Here is an 18,452-nt window from a genome sequence, read left to right on the forward strand (position 1 = left end):
TGCTGTGACCGTTACGACTGTTGTCGGTAGCCTTGTTCTTAACGTCATACGGCTCGTATCCAAGCTCGGAATCAAGCTCTGATTCAAGGCTACCTTCCATAAATCCGGCAAGTGCCTCCTTGAAAAGTTCCTGAATATCGTCCATGCTCTGAATATTCGCTGCCGAAAGAAAATCACTTATTAGCTCTCTTCTTGCTCGCTGCTCTTCTGTTTCATTTCTTCGTCTTCTGCTCATAATTAAAACCTCCAAAGTAGTGTCTCTTCTATTATACACTACTTTGGAGGTTTACACAAATTTTTGGATAGACTCCCGCCCTGTTTTCATATCTTCTCGATTACACACTCATGGTGCTTATCTTCGTTGTAGGTTATCCCAACGAGTACAACATTGCCGAGATACTCTTTTATCCTGTCGGGATAGTTCTTCTTTTTGATCTGGTCTATGGAAGTATCAACAGCCAGCTTATTTTTCAGCTCGATAACAAGTGCGGGCTTATCTACTTTAGGCATGGGCAGGAATACAAGATCAGCGAAACCTTTGCCCGCAGGCATCTCACGAACTATCATATAGTACTTTCTCGCTGAATAAAACGCAAGCGAGATAACACAGCTGAGTGAGTTCTCATCATTGAATTTGAGAATAGAAGTGTTGTCGTCGTGGCACTTTTCCACTCCTGCCGCAACAATATCAGCGTTCCCGTCAAGTACGGCTTGCAAAAGCTCATCGGACTCTTTTATTGCCGACATTATCTTCGACCAGCCCTTGTCGTTCTTTATGCTGCGGATAAATTCTTCCTGAACCTCGGAATTGGGTATCCAGCAACGTTTGGTATCGAAATCGTAGGTGAGATAACCAAGGTGAATCAGCAACGTTAGAATATCATCTGAACTGTTGAACGTCACCATGTCATTCTGGAACGTGGTAACATCGACCTCCAGCTTTTCACCGCCGATAAGACGAACGACCTTGTTATGAAGATCGTCATAGTCCGCCTGGATATAGTCGGCAAGGGCTTTGAAGGTCTCTGTCTTTGACCAGAAATTATCTATCCTGTGACGCAGCATAGCTTCAACGACCGATTTTGGATTGTATATAGAGATGTTATCAACGTTATATCCGTCGTACCATTGCTTGATCTCATCATAAGGCATCTGGTATTTATTGCAGAGTTTTTTTACTTCTTCTTCGGTAAATCCTGTGAATTCAGCGTAATTATCTGCACCTGCGATACTGATCTCAGTGAACATATTAAGAGCAGAGTGTTCGCCGTATTTCTTTATAGGCAAAATACCTGTCATATATGCTAGGGCAACATAACTGCGGTCTTTCAGCAGATTTCGCAGAAAATTGAGGTAGTAGATCTGTGCGTCTTTTTCGTCCTTGTGCATACGGAATATGCAGTCCCATTCGTCGATAATGAAAATAAACGGTATATTTTTCTGCGCAAAAATATCCGCCAGTACATCAACAAGGCTTTCGGGGTCGAAGCACTCTACATCGGGATTCTCTTTATGAAGTTCAAACAGCAGACGCTTGCTCAGCTTTTCGATTTCAGATTCAATAGTACCGGTGACACTCACATACTGAGTCATGTTAAGATGAATGACGTTGTACTTGTTAAGGTGCTCGGTATAATCGTCAGCCTTAGATATTTTTAGTTTATCAAAGAACACTTTGGAATCGCACCCGCAGCTGTAATAAGCTGTGAGCATATTTGCCGCCATAGATTTACCGAAGCGTCTCGGACGGCTGATGCAGACAAAGCGGTTTTCCTTATTCAGAATAGAATTAGTCTGTATTATAAGTTCACTTTTATCAACGTAGATGTCAGAATTAAAAGACATCTTGAATTCAGCATTTCCCGGATTCAGTAAAATACCCATAAGATCGCCCCCTTGCTACTTTCTATTATATCACATATGATCCCGCTAATCAAGGGCTTACAGATAATTTCTATAATTCCAGATTGCTATTCTTCGCCTTCTGTTATTTGCTCTTACAGCAGCTGACAAGCTTTCCGTTGATGGTTGTTATCTTTTTATTCAGTTCTTGTACTCCCTCGCATGTCTAGCATTACGAAAAATGAGAATAATTGGCATCTCTGAAAACTCGGAGATGCCAATTAGAATAAACAGTCATATTCTATTTAACTCATTTGTGAATTTATGCGGAATCATGATAATATCACGTACAATTTTCTTATATAATGCTATTAGAGCAAAGCCAATGATTGTATATCAATGATAGGCTTTTAGCTTGAAAACGATAAGAAAAGGTGATAGCATGAAAATCGTAGTACATTATCCCACTTCGGCTGAGGGTATCAGGCAGCTTCAAACAACTGTTGCCGAGTGCCACGCTAAGATTATCACGGCTCACATTGATGCACTGCCTGTTTCAAAAGAAAAGAAGAAAGAACTGCTTGATATGGTGATAGAAAATATCGCATCGCAGAAAACCGATTGACCGCAAGGACCTCTCCGGACATTCAGAGAGGTCTTTATATTAGGCACTTGACACCTGCTAATAATAATGATATATAACTATTACAAATATAACGAAAGGAACAATAATATGCCTGATAACAGAAAATACGCAATTTACAGCCGCAAATCCAAATTCACCGGCAAAGGTGAGAGCATTGAAAACCAGATTGAGATATGCAGGCGGGCGTTGAAAAGCAAATATGATGTAGTTGATGAGGACATTGTGGAGTTCGAGGATGAGGGCTTTTCGGGTGGCAACACCAAGCGTCCGAAATTTCAGGAGATGATGGAGCGCTGCCGCAATGGTGAGTTTCAGTTGGTTATTTGCTACCGTCTTGACAGGATAAGCCGCAACACATCGGACTTTGTGAACACCTATGAGGAGCTGAAAGAACACAGCGTTTGTTTTCGTTCGGTCAGCGACAACATTGATGATACCTCGCCTATGGGCAGGGCTATGATGATGATAAGCTCGGTTTTTGCACAGCTGGAGCGTGACATTATTGCAGAGAGAATAACCGACAATATGCATGAGCTTGCCAAGTCGGGACGGTGGTTGGGCGGCAATCCGCCAACGGGTTACAGGAGTGCCGAGACCGTAGGCAGTATGACGGTTGATGGCAAGATACATAAGGCGAGAATGCTGGAGAAAAATCCCGAAGAGGCAGAGCTTGTCGGGCTGGTGTTCACTAAGTTTGTTGAACTGCGTTCTATTACTAAGGTGGAGACCTATCTGCTCAATAATGATTTCAAGTCGAAAAAGGGTAACACGCTTTCGAGGTTTGCCATTAAGACCATTCTGCAAAACCCTGTGTATGCTATTGCTGACGAGGATACATGGGTATATTTGAACGAAACAGATATGCAGTTGTACGGTTCGCGCGATGACTTTGACGGCATTCACGGTATTATGGCGTACAACAAGACCATACAGAAAAAGGGGAGGTCAATGAAGCAGAAAGCTCCAAGCGAGTGGATAGTGGCTGTTGGCAAGCACGAGGGCATTATCGAGGGCAAGCGCTGGGTAGAGGTACAGCATCTGCTTGAAAAGAACAGGGACAAGGCATACCGAAAGCCCAAGAGCAATACCGCACTTCTGTCGGGACTGCTGTTTTGTGCGTGCTGTGGAAGCTTTATGCGCCCAAAGCTTTCATCAAGGGTCAACAAGCAGGGCGAGAAGGTATATGATTACCTTTGCGAGCTCAAAGAAAGAAGTCACGGTCTCAAGTGTGATAATAAGCGAATTAACGGTAACGAGCTTGACCGTCAGATATGCGATGAGATAAAGCATCTGGGCGAGGACGATTCGGGTCTGATGAAGCTGCTAAGAAATTCACAGAAGAGTTTGAATGAGACATTCGCTGATTCGCAGGCAGAAATCGACAGGCTGACTGAAAAGAAAAAGCAGTATGAAGCCGAGCGCACAAATCTTGTTAAGGCTTTGACTTTGGCAGGCGAAACTATGGCTGCTGAGGATATCATCTCGCAAATAAACGATCTGCACACTAAGACTTCCGAGCTTGAAAGGCAGATATCTGAGCACCGCAGACTTATGGAAAACAGCGACATCACCGACGAGCAGTATCAAAGCCTTGCGGATATGCTGTCGTCATTCGCTAAAACTATTGACACATTAGATGTTATGAAAAAGCGTGATGTTATACGCTGCTTCGTGCGTCGTGTTGAGTGGGACGGCGAGAATATCCACCTGTATCTTATGGGTGCAGAAAGCGGGGGTACTGATGTGCTGCATTCAGAGCCGAAGTGCGAGTGTAGCAAACGAGATACTTATGCATTTTCGCTCGCTGAAAAAGACGGCGAATGATGTTTCTATAGAAGAACCTGCCAGCTCAGATAAGGATGGGAACAGCCTTTGCCTGATGGATATACTGACGGACAGCGAGGACGTTGCAGAGCGGATAGAGCTCCTTGTTCGTGCGGAGCAGATGTATATTGATCTGGATAAGTGTCTTGATGAACGGGAAAGGGAGATAATCGTTATGCGGTACGGGCTCTTCGGAAAGCCTGCGCTGACTCAGCGGGAGGCGGCTAAAAAGCTGGGGATATCAAGGTCATATGTATCACGGATAGAAAAGAGGGCTTTGGAAAAGCTGAGAGAAGAGCTGGGGTGAGGTGGCTTGTTGACTTTTGGATCAAGCTGATGTATAATGCTTGTAAAGCAAGCCGTCTGCGTGAGGTTTGAAAATATAGGAACATCGGAGGAATGAAACGTGGATAAAAAACTCAGAAAAATATGGTCTGTAAGTCTACTGATACTCAGCTGTGCATCGCTGGTTGTGGCAATAAGCAATATAGCTTCGTTTGAGCTTCCCGATGTGGTCAAATGGATAATTCTGGCGATCGATGTGGTGGATATTCCTGTTATGGTCTATTCTTCGGTCAGGCTGAAGATGTGGAAAAAGAGTGCCGATGGTTCGGCGAATTTGGAAAAATAAAAAGTCGGGGGAAATGGATTTGAATAAGAATGATGTTATAAGGGACCTGATACTTGGTTCGGAATTAGCTGTATTCTACGTATCGGCTATATTTCTGGAAACTATCATAAATGATACTTGCGGATTTGGCGTGACGATAATTTATCTGCTGGGTGTTGCGGCTCTTTATGGTTTTACTTTAGTAAGCAAGAACAAAATAGAATGGTTTTTGAAATGGGGAGTGTCTATACTCTTTTCGCCACTTGTGCTTCTGTATTTTTGGGAAACAAACTATGCTATCAGAGCTTTGAACTGGGTCCTTCCGGGCTATGGAAGAGAGTCAGCAGGAGGCAGATTTGCTGCTGGGTTCCTTTTGATTATACTTTCTGTATTATGTATTGTCGGCGGTATCTATTCGCTGACTGTAAATACGAAATATTATGACGTCTTGAAAAAAGTTCAGCTTATTGTTTCATCGTTTTTTGCTGTTGTGATAATTGTGGCAGTATTGGTGCTTGAAACGGAGTTTCCATCTTACGAGCATATCATTATGCGTATGAGTATGTAAAATAAGAATCTGACTATCCCTTTACCACTCCGCTTAAAATGCCGGATCGACAGGGATCTATTATGCTGATGTTATCTTTTCCCGCCTGCGGCGGGGGAAAAGATAACCGACAAACTCTCATTATATTCCTTTGATCGCTTTTAAGTCAGGCGTGCCAGCGGGATAACCATAAATAAGAATACAAAGCCCCGAGGCACTGTAATGCTTCGGGGCTGTAGTTTTATGTTGGTATCTTTGACATCTTCAGCTCTTTCAGGATGGAGGAGACATAGTCCATCTGTTTCATTTCTTTTTTTATGAATACCATAACAACGATGAAAGCTATAAGGTCGGATATGGGAGCGGCTGCCATTATGCCGTTAAGTCCGAAGAAATAGGCTAGTATCAGCACCATTGGGATAAGAAACAGCACCTGTCTTGTAAGGGAGAGAACTGCGCCTTTGATGGGCTTGCCTATGGCTGCGAAGAAATTCGATGATATCATCTGTATGCCTGTAAGAGGCAGGAGCAGCAGGAAAGTACGCATGAACTTTACTGCGAATTCAAAGTACAGTACGGTGTTCTCTTCTTCGGATGAGTCGAAAAGTGAGAGAACCTGTTTGGGAAAAATCTGGAAAACAGCAAAAGCTATGATAGTTATGATCAGTTCGCACTTTATTGCCAGCTTGTACACGCTTTTAACACGGTCGTACTGTCTTGCACTGTAATTGAAGCCGACGATGGGCTGCATACCTTGCAAGATGCCTATTATTATGGCGAGTACGATGGAATTGACTTTCATGACTATAGTGCTGGCGGCGAGGGGGATATCCGGGCCGTAGGTTGAAAGTGCGCCGTATTTGGTTAGGGAGCGGTTCATCACTATCTGCACCAGGGTGAGGGCTATCTGGGTCAGACCGTTGCTCATGCCCATCATGGCGGTGGTCAGCATTTCAGTGGGGCTCAGCCTGATATGTTCACGGCGTAGAGTGATGCGCTTCAGTTTTTTAAGGTACATGAGAGCAAATATGCCTGATGCTACCTGGCCGATGACTGTTGCCCAGGCTGCACCCGATACGCCCCAGTCGAAGTTAAAGATGAATATGGGGTCGAGAATGGTATTTATCACGGCGCCGATTATCATGGTTATCATGGAATAACGGGGGCTGCCGTCGGCTCGGGCGAGGTTGCTTATGCCGTTCATCACGACAATGAAAGGCATACCCAAGGCGGTTATCTTTGTGTAATCGTAGGCGAAGGGGTAAACATCTGTGGTGGCGCCAAAGGCCATCAGCATTGGTTTTAGGCTCAGCTCGGTGATGACGGTCAGCAATATGCCGAATACGAACATCATGCAAAGTCCACAGCCTACTGTTCTGGCGGCTTTTTCTTCCTCACGCTTGCCGAGATACAGCGAATATCTTGAAGCTGTACCTATGCCGATGGCGAGGGTTATCGCCATACAGATAGTAGTCAGCGGGAAAGCCACACCTGTGGCGGCGTTGCCGAGTTTCCCCACGCCTTTACCTATGAATATCTGATCAATAACGTTATACAGCGAGCTCACAAGCATGGCTATAACGCTGGGCAGCGCGAATTTGCGCAGCAGAACGGGTATACGCTCATACCCAAGGGGATTTTTTTCTCTTATTTCAGTCAACTTTCCTTACCTCTTTTTTAAATCATTTATCAAAACAGATAATATTATACTACTTTGCGGGGGATTTGTCAATTATTGTATTGCGGGAAAATTTTAGGCGTTGACCAAACGCTGTAAAGTATACCCAAATAGTAGCTGTTATGCTTGACTAACTAACCTTGGTATGATATAATTACAGTATATTATAAAGGTATCGGTGTCCGTCGGGGCACGGTATCTGCAATTAGACAACAGGATATTTTTCACGGTGGCTGACACCGATAGAAAGGAAGATGGCTATGCAAAGCAGAGTAGCGGTTATTTCTATCATCATTGAAGATGGCAGCGCTGTGGAAAGCATAAACTCCATACTGCATGAATTTGGCGAGTTCATTTTCGGCAGGATGGGAGTGCCTTACCGTGCTAAGGGTGTTAACATCATAAGCATCGCTATCGATGCGCCGCAGGACAAGATAAATACTCTTGCAGGCAAGATAGGCAGGCTCAAAGGTGTTACTGCGAAGACGGTATATTCAGCGGTCTGACCCGGGTAAAAAACGGGAAAGACGCATCAAAAAAATCAGCATATGTTTCCTCCTGATGCCGAAAATGATTTTGAGGCAGAAGCAGTAAGACACAAGCGACCGCGGACAGATATCGGGGCGCGACAAAATATGGGGTCATATAGTTAACGGCATTGTTTTCGGGCATTCGGTGCGCATTATTGAGTGCGGCATCTGTTGATGCTGAATGCAGAAATATTTCGTTTGCTATAAATACTTTATATTTTGCGTGAACTCACGGGATAAGTGTATCCGCAGGTCTTTTATCGGCGTATATGCCCGTGTTCTCTGTAAAGGAGGATACGGGCTTTGTTTATGCTTTTCACTAGTATTCAAAAAGGAGCAGGATCATTATGGGACTTAACGACACACCTTCGGGCGAGAGGGTACACATAGGCTTTTTTGGACGCAGAAATGCGGGCAAATCCAGCGTGGTAAACGCTTTTACAAATCAGGAGCTGGCGATAGTATCGGATACTCCCGGTACGACTACCGACCCTGTATACAAGGCGATGGAGCTTCTGCCGATGGGACCTGTAATGATAATAGACACTCCCGGCTATGATGATGAGGGCGCTCTTGGTGAACTGAGGGTGAAAAAGACCTCTGAGGTGCTTAATAAGACGGACTGTGCAGTACTTGTGACCGACTGCACCAGAGATCTTGACGAAAGCGAGAAACAGCTGATAAAGCTTTTTGAAGGCAGGCGGATACCTTACGTTATCGCTAAGAACAAGTCCGATCTGCTGGATAGCATACCTGCTGAGGAAAAGAATGAGATATACGTAAGCGCCCTGAACAAGACCATGATACATGAGCTGAGGGAGAAAGTTGCTCAGCTTACTGATTACAAGGAGCAGAGCGTTCCGCTGGTGGGCGACCTTATCGGCGAGGGTGAGCTGGCAGTACTTTGCATACCTATCGACAAGGCGGCACCCAAGGGCAGGCTGATACTTCCGCAGCAGCAGGTGATACGCGACCTTTTGGAACATGGCTCGGCTGCGCTGACCTGTCGGGAGACTGAGCTGAAAGGTTTCCTTGAACAGCTGAATCCCAAGCCTGCGGTGGTCATCACGGACAGTCAGGTATTTGCCAAGGCGAATGCGGACACTCCCGAGGATATCAAGCTGACTTCATTCTCGATACTCATGGCGAGATACAAGGGATTCCTTGAACCTGCTGTGCGTGGCGCTAAGGCGATAGACAGTCTTAAAGACGGCGACAGGATACTTATATCCGAGGGCTGTACACATCACCGTCAGTGCGAGGATATTGGCACGGTGAAGCTGCCTAAGCTGCTTAAAAAGTATACAGGCAAGGACTTCAAACTTGAGTTTTCATCGGGAAGAGAATTCCCCGATGACCTGACTGACTATGCTCTTGTTATACACTGCGGCGGCTGTATGCTGAACGCAAGGGAAATGAGCAGCAGAATGATGACAGTTGAGGAAGCCGGTGTTCCCGTTACGAATTACGGCATCGCTATCGCATACATGAACGGTATACTTAAAAGAAGTCTGGAGATAATCCCCGAAATCAAGTAGAGGTAGTGACATGAGTGATAAATTTGTATTTGACAAAACATCGCCCGATGCCGACAAGTATACAGAGGTGGATAAATTCCTGCAGCTGACGGAGCGGTTCTGCAAAAAGGGTATCGGTTCGATAGCTAACAAGGTGGCTTCAAAGTTCAGCCGAAAGAATGTATCGAAGCCAATGTCAGCTTTGAAAAGGGCTGTGAATATAATCGGGGCTGACGGTATAGATACGGTTTATGACGATCTTATGCACTGCTCAAAGCTTGAACGAAGTGATGTATACATCGGTGCAAAATACCTGTTCAGGCAGGGAAATTATATGTGCAGGCTGAAAGATATAAAGAAATGCTATGTATACAATTCGGATAACACCGAGGATATAGCCTATTTCTGCTATGCGGATATCAGCGATGAAACAGGTGATGAGACCCTGGAGATAAGGACGCTTAGTGCGCTGAAAGTTCAGAGACAGCTTCAGCTTGATGAGCTGAGAAAGATGATAGGCATTAAGGAAGAAGAATAGACCTTTGACAAGGGAGAATAACAAAATGAGTGACAGAAAAGAAGAGATATCCTACTATGACCTTGGCGGCAGAGAAGCCGAGATGTACCGTGAAATAGATGAATTTCTGGCGCTGTCGAAAAGATACAGCCCGCAGGCAGTCAGGCGAAAGCGTATCATAGGTGTTGTGGTGGGTTTTATCGGGGCGATAGCATCATTGTTATTTATGCTGGCAACCAGTATGGTGCTGTTCTTTCTTATAATGGCGCTTATAACTGGCGGGCTGGGAGTGTATTTTGCGTTCAGTTACGGAAAGACACCGTTTCCCGATGTGCTGCGTACAAATACCATTATAGAGGCTGACGGACTGGAAAATGTATACAACGACCTCATGCACGTTAACTGCATAAGTAATACTGCTATATACGTCGGCGACGAATATATCTTTAAGAAAAACAGGGTAGTTCTTCGGATAAGGGATGTAGAGAGGACGTATATCCGCGTGGAGTCTTCTGATGACGGGACATCGTATTATGCGGCAGTAGAGGTCTTTGACGAGATAGGCAGGCTGAGTATCGACATAAAGCCTTTGAGCGGGATAACTAGGAACAAACGTCAGCAGAAGTTCGAGGAACTGGTACAGCCCATCGAGGAAAAGAGGTACAGGCTGAAAAAGCTTGAAGACAGGATCTGAAAAAGTTCAAGGTGACGGAATGAATGACAGAGTAGATTTTTATGACGGTCTGAACGAGGCGGAGTGCCGTATGTATGAGAGCATAGATGATTTTCTGAGCCTTTCGCGGAGATTCAGCAGGAAAGCGTTAAAAGGCAAGAGGGATCTGGCGGTGATATTCTGCCTGGTCATGGGAGCATTGGGATTAACTTTGTGCGTTGTTATAGACCGGGAATCGTACATGATCCTTGGCGTCGGATATTTTGCGGTGATGGCAATTGCGGCGGCAGTGGCGTGGTACAAAGGTCGGAAGGATTTTTTTCCCGAGGCCGAGCGTGTGAACAATATAATCAGGAACGACGGGCTTGAAGCAGTGTACAACGACCTTATGAGGGCAAGCCCTGTTGTTGGTAATGATACGGTCAGCGGTGGAAGATATCTTTTCACCAAGGGCAGGGCGATGTGCCGCTTAGAGAATATCGGCAGAGTATACGTGAAATATGTTTCATACGGAAGGCACGGTTCGTACTATGCCTGTGCGGAGGTCGCTGACGAAACGGGGATATATCAGCACATTATGGTACGGCTTCCGGTATTCAGGAAAGATCAGACGCTCGAAAAAATAAGGCAGGATCTTTTCAGCCTGAAGATGGGCGCTTCGGTGCAGGATAAATAATACAAAGACAGGGTGAGATCATGAGCAGAGTTAAGGCTCTTATAGATAAGCTGAACAGTGAAAAGCATCTTGAAAAAGATGAGTGGGTGCGCGTGTTATCAGAGTTTGACGATGATGACAGGGTTTATGCGGCGGATATCGCAAGGGAGATAAGCACTTCACGGTTCGGGAACAAGATATTCATACGCGGTATAGTTGAATTCTCGAACGTATGCAAAAATGACTGCTACTACTGCGGCATAAGACGTTCCAATACCAATGTTCAGCGGTATCGGCTGACGGCTGATGAGATACTCGAATGCTGTGACGAGGGCTACGGACTGGGTTTCCGTACCTTTGTTTTGCAGAGCGGCGAGGACAAGAGCTATACTAACGATGTGCTCTGCGATATTGTGCGCAGGATAAAGGCGGCTCATCCCGACTGTGCTGTTACCCTTTCTCTGGGAGAGCTTAGCTATGATGAATACAAGGCTTTGAGAGAGGCGGGTGCGGACAGATATCTGCTCAGGCATGAAACTGCTGACAAGGCGCATTATGAGAAACTTCACCCTGCGGAAATGTCATGGGATAACCGCATGGAATGTCTTAAATATCTGAAAGAACTGGGATATCAGACGGGCGCTGGAATTATGGTAGGTTCACCCTATCAGACTATGGAATGTATCGCCGAGGATATGCTTTTCTTTGAGAGCTTCAAGCCCGAAATGATAGGCATAGGACCATTCCTGCCCCACAAGGATACACCCTTCAGGGACGAGCCAAAGGGCAGTTACGAGCTGACGCTTTTCCTGCTTAGTCTGTGCAGGATACTTCTGCCCGATGTACTTCTGCCTGCAACTACTGCGCTGGGTACGATACGTCCCAACGGCAGGGAAGAGGGCGTAAAGGCGGGAGCAAATGTTATAATGCCCAATCTCTCTCCCACTGCGGTGAGAAAGAAATATATGCTGTACGACAACAAGATATGCACAGGCGACGAAAGCGCACAGTGCAGAGGTTGTCTTGAAGCGAGAATGAAGACCATCGGCTATGAGGTGGCTGTAACAAGAGGTGACCACGTATGATAAAATTTGCTGTATACGGTAAGGGCGGTATCGGAAAATCCACTATTGCCTGCAATATCTCTGCGGCGCTGGCGGCTAAGGGGCTGACGGTGATGCAGATAGGCTGTGACCCTAAGGCGGATTCCACTTCGCTTCTCCACGGCGGCGACAGGATACCCACGGTGCTTGATATGACACGAAAGACCAATGGCAAATTCACCCTTGATGATGTGGTCTTCAAAACGGCGAGCGGCGTGCTTTGTGTTGAAGCAGGCGGTCCTATCCCCGGGCTGGGCTGTGCGGGACGCGGTATAATCAATGCGCTGGAAAGCCTTGAAAAACTGGGTGCTTACGAGGTATACAAGCCCGATGTGGTGATATATGACGTTCTCGGCGATGTGGTATGCGGAGGATTTTCCATGCCCATGCGCAAGGGCTATGCGGATAAGATATTCGTTGTATGTTCGGGCGAGAAGATGTCCAGATATGCGGCGGCAAACATCTGCATGGCGGTGGAGAATTTCAAAGGCAGGGGATATGCTTCCCTTGGGGGCATAATCCTCAACCGCAGGGGCGTGCCTGATGAGGACGAGGCGGCAGATGAGCTGGCGGCTGATTTCAACACTTATGTGATAGGCTCTCTTGACCGCAGCGAGGATATACCCCTTGCAGAGGAAGCAGGAAAAGCGATAGTGGCTTCTGCCCCCGAAAGCGATACCGCAAAACAGCTTAAAGCAATAGCGGACAGCGTATACGCTATTTGCGGAGGTGAGTGATATGCTTAAAAAGACAGGGTTTGACCGCCCGCCTGTGGTAAGGCTGGGTGACGCGCCGCGGGGTGATTTCTTTACGAGTGGACTGGAGTACAATCCGCCTGCCAGAGGTGTGTGGAATATCGTTCATACCGGTATGCTGATACCCGAAGTCCATGAGATATTCGCCTGTGCCCAGGGCTGTCTGAGGGGCGTTATACTCACGGCGGCGGAAATGAACGCACTTGACCGCATGAGCTGGATATCGGTATCGGAGCAGGATATGTTCGACGGTACGCTGGAAAGCGATGTGGTGGACGGAGTAAGCGAAATAATCGAAGGACTGCCTTACAGACCTCGTGCTGTGCTTTTGTATCTCAGCTGTATACACCTTTTTGCAGGGTGTGATTTTGATATCATCATACAAGAACTGTCCGATAAATTTCCCGATATAGATTTTTCGGACTGCTATATGACACCTACCATGCGCAAGAATGTTTCTCCCGATGCTAAGATGAGGGCACAGCTTTATAACGCGCTGAAACCTTTGCCTGTGGACGAGCGCTCGGTGAATATCATCGGAAATGACAGAGCAACGGACGAGAACAGCGAGCTTGTGCGCATAATCAAGGATAACGGATTTACCCTGAGGGATATAACCTCATGTAAGACCTATGACGAATATCTTGAAATGGCTAAGTCGGCGGTGAATATAGCGTACCTGCCTACGGCGGCTATGGGTTGTAATGAGCTTTCGGAGCGGCTGGGTACTAAGGCACTGTATCTGCCATACAGTTTTGATTCTGTCAGGATAAGGGAGAACATTGCGAAGCTTTGCGATACTCTTGGAGTGGAATGTCCCGACCTTGCGGGTGAAGAGGAGAAAGCGAAAGCGGCTCTGGCTTCTGCGAAAACCGCGGTGGGTGATACTCCGATAGCTATTGATTTTACGGCGGTAACACAGCCTTTTTCGCTGGCGAAACTGCTGGTTGAGAACGGCTTCAATGTGAAGTATATAATAAATGATGTTCTCGGCGAGGACGGTGAAGATTTTGATGCGCTGAAAGAGATATCACCCGATATTGAGATATACTCGGCGGTTAATGTGAATATGCTGCATTTCCCCGAGGAGGAGCATGAGCGGGTGATAGCTGTGGGTCAGAAAGCGGCGCACTATTTCAGCACGGACTATTTTGTGAACATAGTGCAGAACGGCGGATATTACGGATTTACAGGCATAGCGGAGATAGCACGTCTTATGGAAGAGGCGGCGGCTGAACCTAAGGACAGGCGTACGCTGATATCTCACAAGGGTATCGGCTGTGAGAGCTGTATTTGACGTAGAAAGAGGTATGGTTATATGAAAAATGTCAGTAAGATAATACCATGCTATGCGGCTGATACCTCAGGTGTATGTTCGGCGCTGTATGAATTCGGCGGCATGACGGTGGTACATGATGCTTCGGGCTGTAATTCGACTTATTCCACCCATGATGAGCCAAGATGGTACGATATGCGTTCGGATATCTATATCTCAGCGCTGACAGAGACCGATGCGATAATGGGCAACGATGAAAAGCTGATAGAGGATATAGTATCGGCGGCAAAGGACAGGAAACCTGCCTTTATCGCGCTGTGCGGTTCGCCTATGCCCATGATGACAGGTTTCGACTACGAAGCTGTGGCACGGGATATTCAGGGACGGACCGGTATACCAACTTTTGGTCTGGAAACCAATGGTACCCATTCGTATATCAGCGGTGCGGGTATGGCGCTTGAAGCTATCGTCCGTGAGTTCGTACATGATATGCCAAAGGACGATGACAGCATCGGGATAAATATCATAGGTGCTACCCCTCTGGACTTCGGTGTGACGAGCGCTGCCGAAAGCTTGAAGAAGTTTTTCAACAGGGGCAAGATGAAAGTCATATCCTCAATAGGTATGGGCGGCACTCTTGATGAGATACGCAGAGCGGCTTCTGCTAAAGTAAACCTTGTGGTATCCTACTGCGGGCTTCCTGCGGCAAGGTATATGGAAAAGGAGTTCGGCATACCTTATTTTTGCGGTGTGCCTGTGGGCAGTCTACAGTCGGGTGCCTTCAGTTTTATTTATGAAACTATCCATGACGGCATAAGCAGAACAATGGCAGCCATGTGCCGCGGCAAACACACGGACGAAAAAGCAGAGCGCCTTGTAATAGGCGAGGCTGTGCTTGCAGGGTCGATAGCCTTTGAATGGGAGGCACTGACCCGCCATGCGGTAGATGTTATATGTCCACCCGATATAGATGCGGAGCTTAGTCCCGATAAAAAGGATCTGCCGCTGTATGCCGAGGAAGATATCAGGGCATACATCAAAGATAACGGCATAAAAACAGTTGTGGCAGACCCGTTATACAAGTACATTCTGCCCGAGGGGTGCAGGCTGATAGAAATGCCGCATTTTGCGTTTTCGGGCAGGTGCTTCGCAAAGGATATGCGCGACCCCATCAACAATGTCAATAAGGAGATATATAAATGGTAAAACTGGCAATATACGGCAAGGGCGGTATAGGAAAATCTACCTGCACCGCTAATCTCGCGGCGGCATTCGCATCGCTGGGCAAGAGGGTGATACAGATAGGCTGTGACCCCAAGGCGGATTCTACGATAAATCTGCTGGGCGGAACACCTGTTACCCCTGTTATGGATTATATGCGTGACCGTGACGAAGAACCGACTTCCATCGAGGAGATATCTCAGGTCGGCTTCGGCGGGATACTCTGCATAGAAACAGGCGGCCCTACTCCGGGCCTGGGCTGTGCGGGAAGAGGTATAATCACCACCTTTTCCCTGCTTGAAGAACTGGAGCTTTTTGAGAAGTTCAAGCCCGATGTGGTGCTTTACGATGTTCTCGGCGACGTAGTATGCGGAGGTTTTGCCGCGCCTATCAGAGAGGGCTATGCAGACAAGGTGCTGATAGTGACCTCCGGTGAGAAGATGGCGCTGTATGCGGCGAACAATATCAACAAGGCTGTTAAGAATTTCGAGGACAGGAGCTATGCTAAGGTTCGCGGAATAATCATGAACCGCCGTGCAGTTGAAAATGAGGAAGAAAAGGTCAGAGCCTTTGCGGAGAGCGTAGGACTTGATATCGCGGCGGATATACCACGTTCGGCGGATATAATAAAGTACGAGGATATGGGTAAGACGGTCATCGAGGGCGACCCCGAATGTGAGACTGCAAAGCGTTTTCTGGAACTTGCAAAGAAACTGATAGCGGAGGACGAGGCAAATGACTGAGGCTTTCTATATAACAGCCGCTGATCTCGCCGAGAGAGGTTTTGAGAACACTCCCGACGAGCTGATGAGCCACCGCCACATGATATATTCATCCCCTGCGACCTTGGATTTCAATTCTCCTGGTGCAAAGGGTTTTGGCGTAAAGAGAGCGGGTCTTGCCATTCCCGGCTCGGTGATGCTGCTGGTAGCTCCCGGGTGCTGCGGAAGAAATACGGCTCTTCTGAACGAGCTGGGATACAACGAAAGATTTTTCTATCTTCTGCTGGATGATACGGATATCGTCACTGGCAGACACCTTACAAAGATACCAAAGGCTTGCAAAGAAGTCTGTGAGAGCCTTGACTATACACCCACAGCGGTGATGATATGCATAACTTGTGTTGACGCACTTCTTGGTACTGATATGGAGCGCGTCTGCCGAAAGTGCGAGGACGAAACAGGTGTGGAGACTGTTCCCGCATATATGTATGCGCTTACAAGAGAGAAGCGTCTGCCCCCCATGGCAGGAGTGAGAAAGTCGGTATACTCACTGTTGAAGCCGCAGAAGAGGATATCCAACGAATGTAACATACTCGGATATTTCAGCCATGTCCACGATGACAGCGAGCTGTATGACCTGCTTCACAGTGCGGGCATAAAGAAAGTCAGAGAGCTGGCAAGGTGCAGTACAATAGAAGAGTATCACGAGCTTTCGCGGGCGAATTTCAACCTTGTGATAAACGCCGAAGCGAGATATGCGGCGCAGGATATGGAAAAACGTCTGGGGATACCTTTTATAGAGCTGACAAGAATGTACAGGCTGGACAAGATACGCAATCAGTACCGTCTGCTGGGACAGGCACTGGGTGCGGAATTTGACGATGAGAAATACTACGATAGTGCTAAAGCGGTGGTGGAAAAGTTCATCGCGGAGCACGGTAATATCTCGGCGGCAGTGGGCGAGTGTGTCAACGCTGACAGCTTTGAGCTGGCGCTGGCACTGACGGAGTACGGCATAAAGGTCAGTGAGATATACGGCACGGTGGGCGAGAGGAACTTTGTGTTTATAAAGAAGCTTGCTCAGATATCGCCCGATACCCGCATATTCTCCAACCTTTCACCTACGATGCTGAATTATGAGAGAAAGACTGATATAGATGTTGCGATAGGTGTTGACGCAGGATATTATCACCCCGACCTGCCCTGTGCGCAGTTCAACACCGAAGAACAGCCCTTCGGCTACGAGGGTGTGGAGCGCCTTATGGAAGAGCTTGACGAGGCACTGAAAAAGGAGGAGAAAAAATGAAAAAGTTTTTGAGATATATCTCTCCTCTTGCGCCAGATGATTCGGGAGCCTGCTCGGTGCTTTACGAACTTGGAGGTATCACGGTTATATGCGATGCTGGCGGCTGTGCGGGCAATGTATGCGGTTTTGATGAGCCGCGTTGGTTCACAAAAAAGTCTGCGCTGTTCAGCGCGGGACTTCGTGATATGGACGCTATCCTCGGCAGAGATGACCGCCTTGTTGCAAAGCTTGCCCTTGCACAGCAGCAGCTTGAAAGGGACTTCACTGCCATCGTCGGCACACCTGTCCCCGCAGTCATTGCCACCGACTATAAAGCCCTTGAACGCATGGCTGAGAAGAAGACGGGAGTTCCCTGCATAACGGTGGCTACCGACGGAACGAAGCTTTACGACAAAGGCGAGGAAGAAGCCTATCTGAAGCTTTTCAAGAAGTTCGCTGAGGAAAAGCTTCCCACGGAAAAAGGCACTGCGGCGGTCATAGGCGCTACACCTCTCGACACGGGATACATCACGGCGGAGAGGATAGTTTCCGCTATAAAGGCTGAGGGCTATGAGGAAGTCAAGTGCATCGGCTTTGACAGCGGGCTTGATGAAGTGAAAAGGATATCGCGGTTCGAGAAGATATTCATGATATCTCCTGCGGGCATAAGGGCGGGCAAATATCTGGAAGAGAAGTTCTCACTTGATGTAGAGGTACACGGATGTCCTCTGCCTGAGGAATATATAGAGAAGCTGAAAGCTCTTGAACCTAAGGGTCGGACGCTTATCGTACATCAGCAGATGGCGGCTAATGCTGTCAGGGACATCATCGGCGGTGATGCTGTTTGCGGAACGTTCTTCATGCTGGACAGCAAAGCCGCGCGTGAGGGAGATTTTCATATTGCGGACGAAGAGGACTTTGCCGAAAAGGCTAAGGGATTCGATCTTATCATAGGTGATATAAGTCTTAAACGTGCACTGCCCGAACACAAGGGAGATTGGTTCGACCTGCCGCATTTTGCAGTATCCGGAAGGACTTTTACAAAATAGAG

At 47.2% G+C, this 18,452-nt stretch carries 20 protein-coding genes; 17 read left to right on the plus strand and 3 right to left on the minus strand.

Translation table 11 applies throughout. From position 1 onward, the window contains the following. A partial coding sequence (locus BMY75_RS08075; RefSeq protein WP_170844274.1) for a transposase occupies positions 1–235 on the minus strand: 235 nt, incomplete at its 3' end. A gap of 86 nt (positions 236–321) precedes the next feature. Continuing rightward, complete coding sequence (locus BMY75_RS08080; RefSeq protein ID WP_074832335.1) at positions 322–1,884, minus strand: AAA family ATPase; 1,563 nt, start codon at positions 1,882–1,884, stop codon at positions 322–324. Positions 1,885–2,284: 400 nt separating this feature from the next. Between BMY75_RS08080 and BMY75_RS08085 the strand changes: the two genes are divergently transcribed. From BMY75_RS08085 to BMY75_RS08105, 5 genes are all read left to right on the plus strand, one after another. Beyond that, the gene (locus tag BMY75_RS08085; RefSeq protein ID WP_074832338.1) at positions 2,285–2,467 is read left to right on the plus strand and encodes a hypothetical protein; all 183 of its coding nucleotides are present in this window, start codon (positions 2,285–2,287) and stop codon (positions 2,465–2,467) included. Positions 2,468–2,575: 108 nt separating this feature from the next. Further along, positions 2,576–4,312 (plus strand): recombinase family protein, encoded by a 1,737-nt coding sequence (locus BMY75_RS08090; RefSeq protein ID WP_074832342.1) that lies wholly within the window; start codon positions 2,576–2,578, stop codon positions 4,310–4,312. Beyond that, positions 4,278–4,619, plus strand: coding sequence for a sigma-70 family RNA polymerase sigma factor (locus tag BMY75_RS08095; protein ID WP_242940206.1), 342 nt, complete (start codon positions 4,278–4,280; stop codon positions 4,617–4,619). The genes BMY75_RS08090 and BMY75_RS08095 overlap by 35 nt, the downstream gene beginning before the upstream one ends. Positions 4,620–4,718: 99 nt before the next feature. Beyond that, the gene (locus BMY75_RS08100; protein ID WP_074832349.1) at positions 4,719–4,943 is read left to right on the plus strand and encodes a hypothetical protein; all 225 of its coding nucleotides are present in this window, start codon (positions 4,719–4,721) and stop codon (positions 4,941–4,943) included. A gap of 19 nt (positions 4,944–4,962) precedes the next feature. Beyond that, positions 4,963–5,490 carry a hypothetical protein gene (locus tag BMY75_RS08105; RefSeq protein ID WP_074832356.1) on the plus strand — a complete coding sequence of 176 codons (528 nt, stop codon included), beginning with the start codon at positions 4,963–4,965 and terminating at the stop codon, positions 5,488–5,490. A 220-nt stretch (positions 5,491–5,710) separates the two neighbouring features. Here the strand turns inward: BMY75_RS08105 and BMY75_RS08110 are convergent, their stop codons facing one another. Further along, positions 5,711–7,129: an MATE family efflux transporter gene (locus BMY75_RS08110; protein WP_074832360.1), complete on the minus strand. Its 1,419-nt coding sequence runs from the start codon at positions 7,127–7,129 to the stop codon at positions 5,711–5,713. A 278-nt stretch (positions 7,130–7,407) separates the two neighbouring features. Here BMY75_RS08110 and BMY75_RS08115 point away from each other — a divergent pair, with 278 nt between their 5' ends. The 12 genes from BMY75_RS08115 (at position 7,408) to BMY75_RS08170 (ending at position 18,450) form a co-directional block, all read left to right on the plus strand. Beyond that, the gene (locus BMY75_RS08115) at positions 7,408–7,653 is read left to right on the plus strand and encodes a TM1266 family iron-only hydrogenase system putative regulator (protein WP_074832363.1); all 246 of its coding nucleotides are present in this window, start codon (positions 7,408–7,410) and stop codon (positions 7,651–7,653) included. 371 nt (positions 7,654–8,024) lie between these two features. Next, positions 8,025–9,215, plus strand: coding sequence for a [FeFe] hydrogenase H-cluster maturation GTPase HydF (gene hydF, locus BMY75_RS08120; protein ID WP_074832366.1), 1,191 nt, complete (start codon positions 8,025–8,027; stop codon positions 9,213–9,215). A 10-nt stretch (positions 9,216–9,225) separates the two neighbouring features. After that, positions 9,226–9,732 (plus strand): hypothetical protein, encoded by a 507-nt coding sequence (locus BMY75_RS08125; RefSeq protein WP_074832369.1) that lies wholly within the window; start codon positions 9,226–9,228, stop codon positions 9,730–9,732. 25 nt (positions 9,733–9,757) lie between these two features. After that, positions 9,758–10,405 carry a hypothetical protein gene (locus BMY75_RS08130; protein ID WP_074832373.1) on the plus strand — a complete coding sequence of 216 codons (648 nt, stop codon included), beginning with the start codon at positions 9,758–9,760 and terminating at the stop codon, positions 10,403–10,405. Positions 10,406–10,424: 19 nt separating this feature from the next. After that, entirely contained in the window at positions 10,425–11,060 is a 636-nt protein-coding gene (locus tag BMY75_RS08135; RefSeq protein ID WP_074832378.1) for a hypothetical protein, read from the plus strand. A 20-nt stretch (positions 11,061–11,080) separates the two neighbouring features. Next, positions 11,081–12,124, plus strand: coding sequence for a [FeFe] hydrogenase H-cluster radical SAM maturase HydE (gene hydE / locus BMY75_RS08140; RefSeq protein ID WP_074832381.1), 1,044 nt, complete (start codon positions 11,081–11,083; stop codon positions 12,122–12,124). Then, entirely contained in the window at positions 12,121–12,879 is a 759-nt protein-coding gene (locus tag BMY75_RS08145) for a nitrogenase iron protein NifH (RefSeq protein ID WP_074832385.1), read from the plus strand. The genes hydE and BMY75_RS08145 overlap by 4 nt, the downstream gene beginning before the upstream one ends. 1 nt (position 12,880) lies before the next feature. Continuing rightward, on the plus strand, positions 12,881–14,194 hold the full coding sequence (locus BMY75_RS08150; RefSeq protein ID WP_074832388.1) for a nitrogenase component 1: 1,314 nt from the start codon (positions 12,881–12,883) through the stop codon (positions 14,192–14,194). A 21-nt stretch (positions 14,195–14,215) separates the two neighbouring features. Beyond that, complete coding sequence (locus BMY75_RS08155) at positions 14,216–15,379, plus strand: nitrogenase component 1 (protein ID WP_074832391.1); 1,164 nt, start codon at positions 14,216–14,218, stop codon at positions 15,377–15,379. Further along, complete coding sequence (locus BMY75_RS08160) at positions 15,373–16,137, plus strand: nucleotide-binding protein (protein WP_074832394.1); 765 nt, start codon at positions 15,373–15,375, stop codon at positions 16,135–16,137. Before BMY75_RS08155 ends, BMY75_RS08160 begins: the two co-directional genes overlap by 7 nt. Next, positions 16,130–17,422 carry a nitrogenase component 1 gene (locus tag BMY75_RS08165; RefSeq protein ID WP_074832396.1) on the plus strand — a complete coding sequence of 431 codons (1,293 nt, stop codon included), beginning with the start codon at positions 16,130–16,132 and terminating at the stop codon, positions 17,420–17,422. The genes BMY75_RS08160 and BMY75_RS08165 overlap by 8 nt, the downstream gene beginning before the upstream one ends. Next, entirely contained in the window at positions 17,419–18,450 is a 1,032-nt protein-coding gene (locus BMY75_RS08170; RefSeq protein WP_074832399.1) for a nitrogenase component 1, read from the plus strand. Before BMY75_RS08165 ends, BMY75_RS08170 begins: the two co-directional genes overlap by 4 nt. Positions 18,451–18,452 lie beyond the last annotated feature (2 nt).

This window comes from Hominimerdicola alba, from assembly GCF_900109655.1.
Classification (GTDB): Bacteria; Bacillota; Clostridia; order Oscillospirales; family Ruminococcaceae; genus Hominimerdicola; species Hominimerdicola alba_B.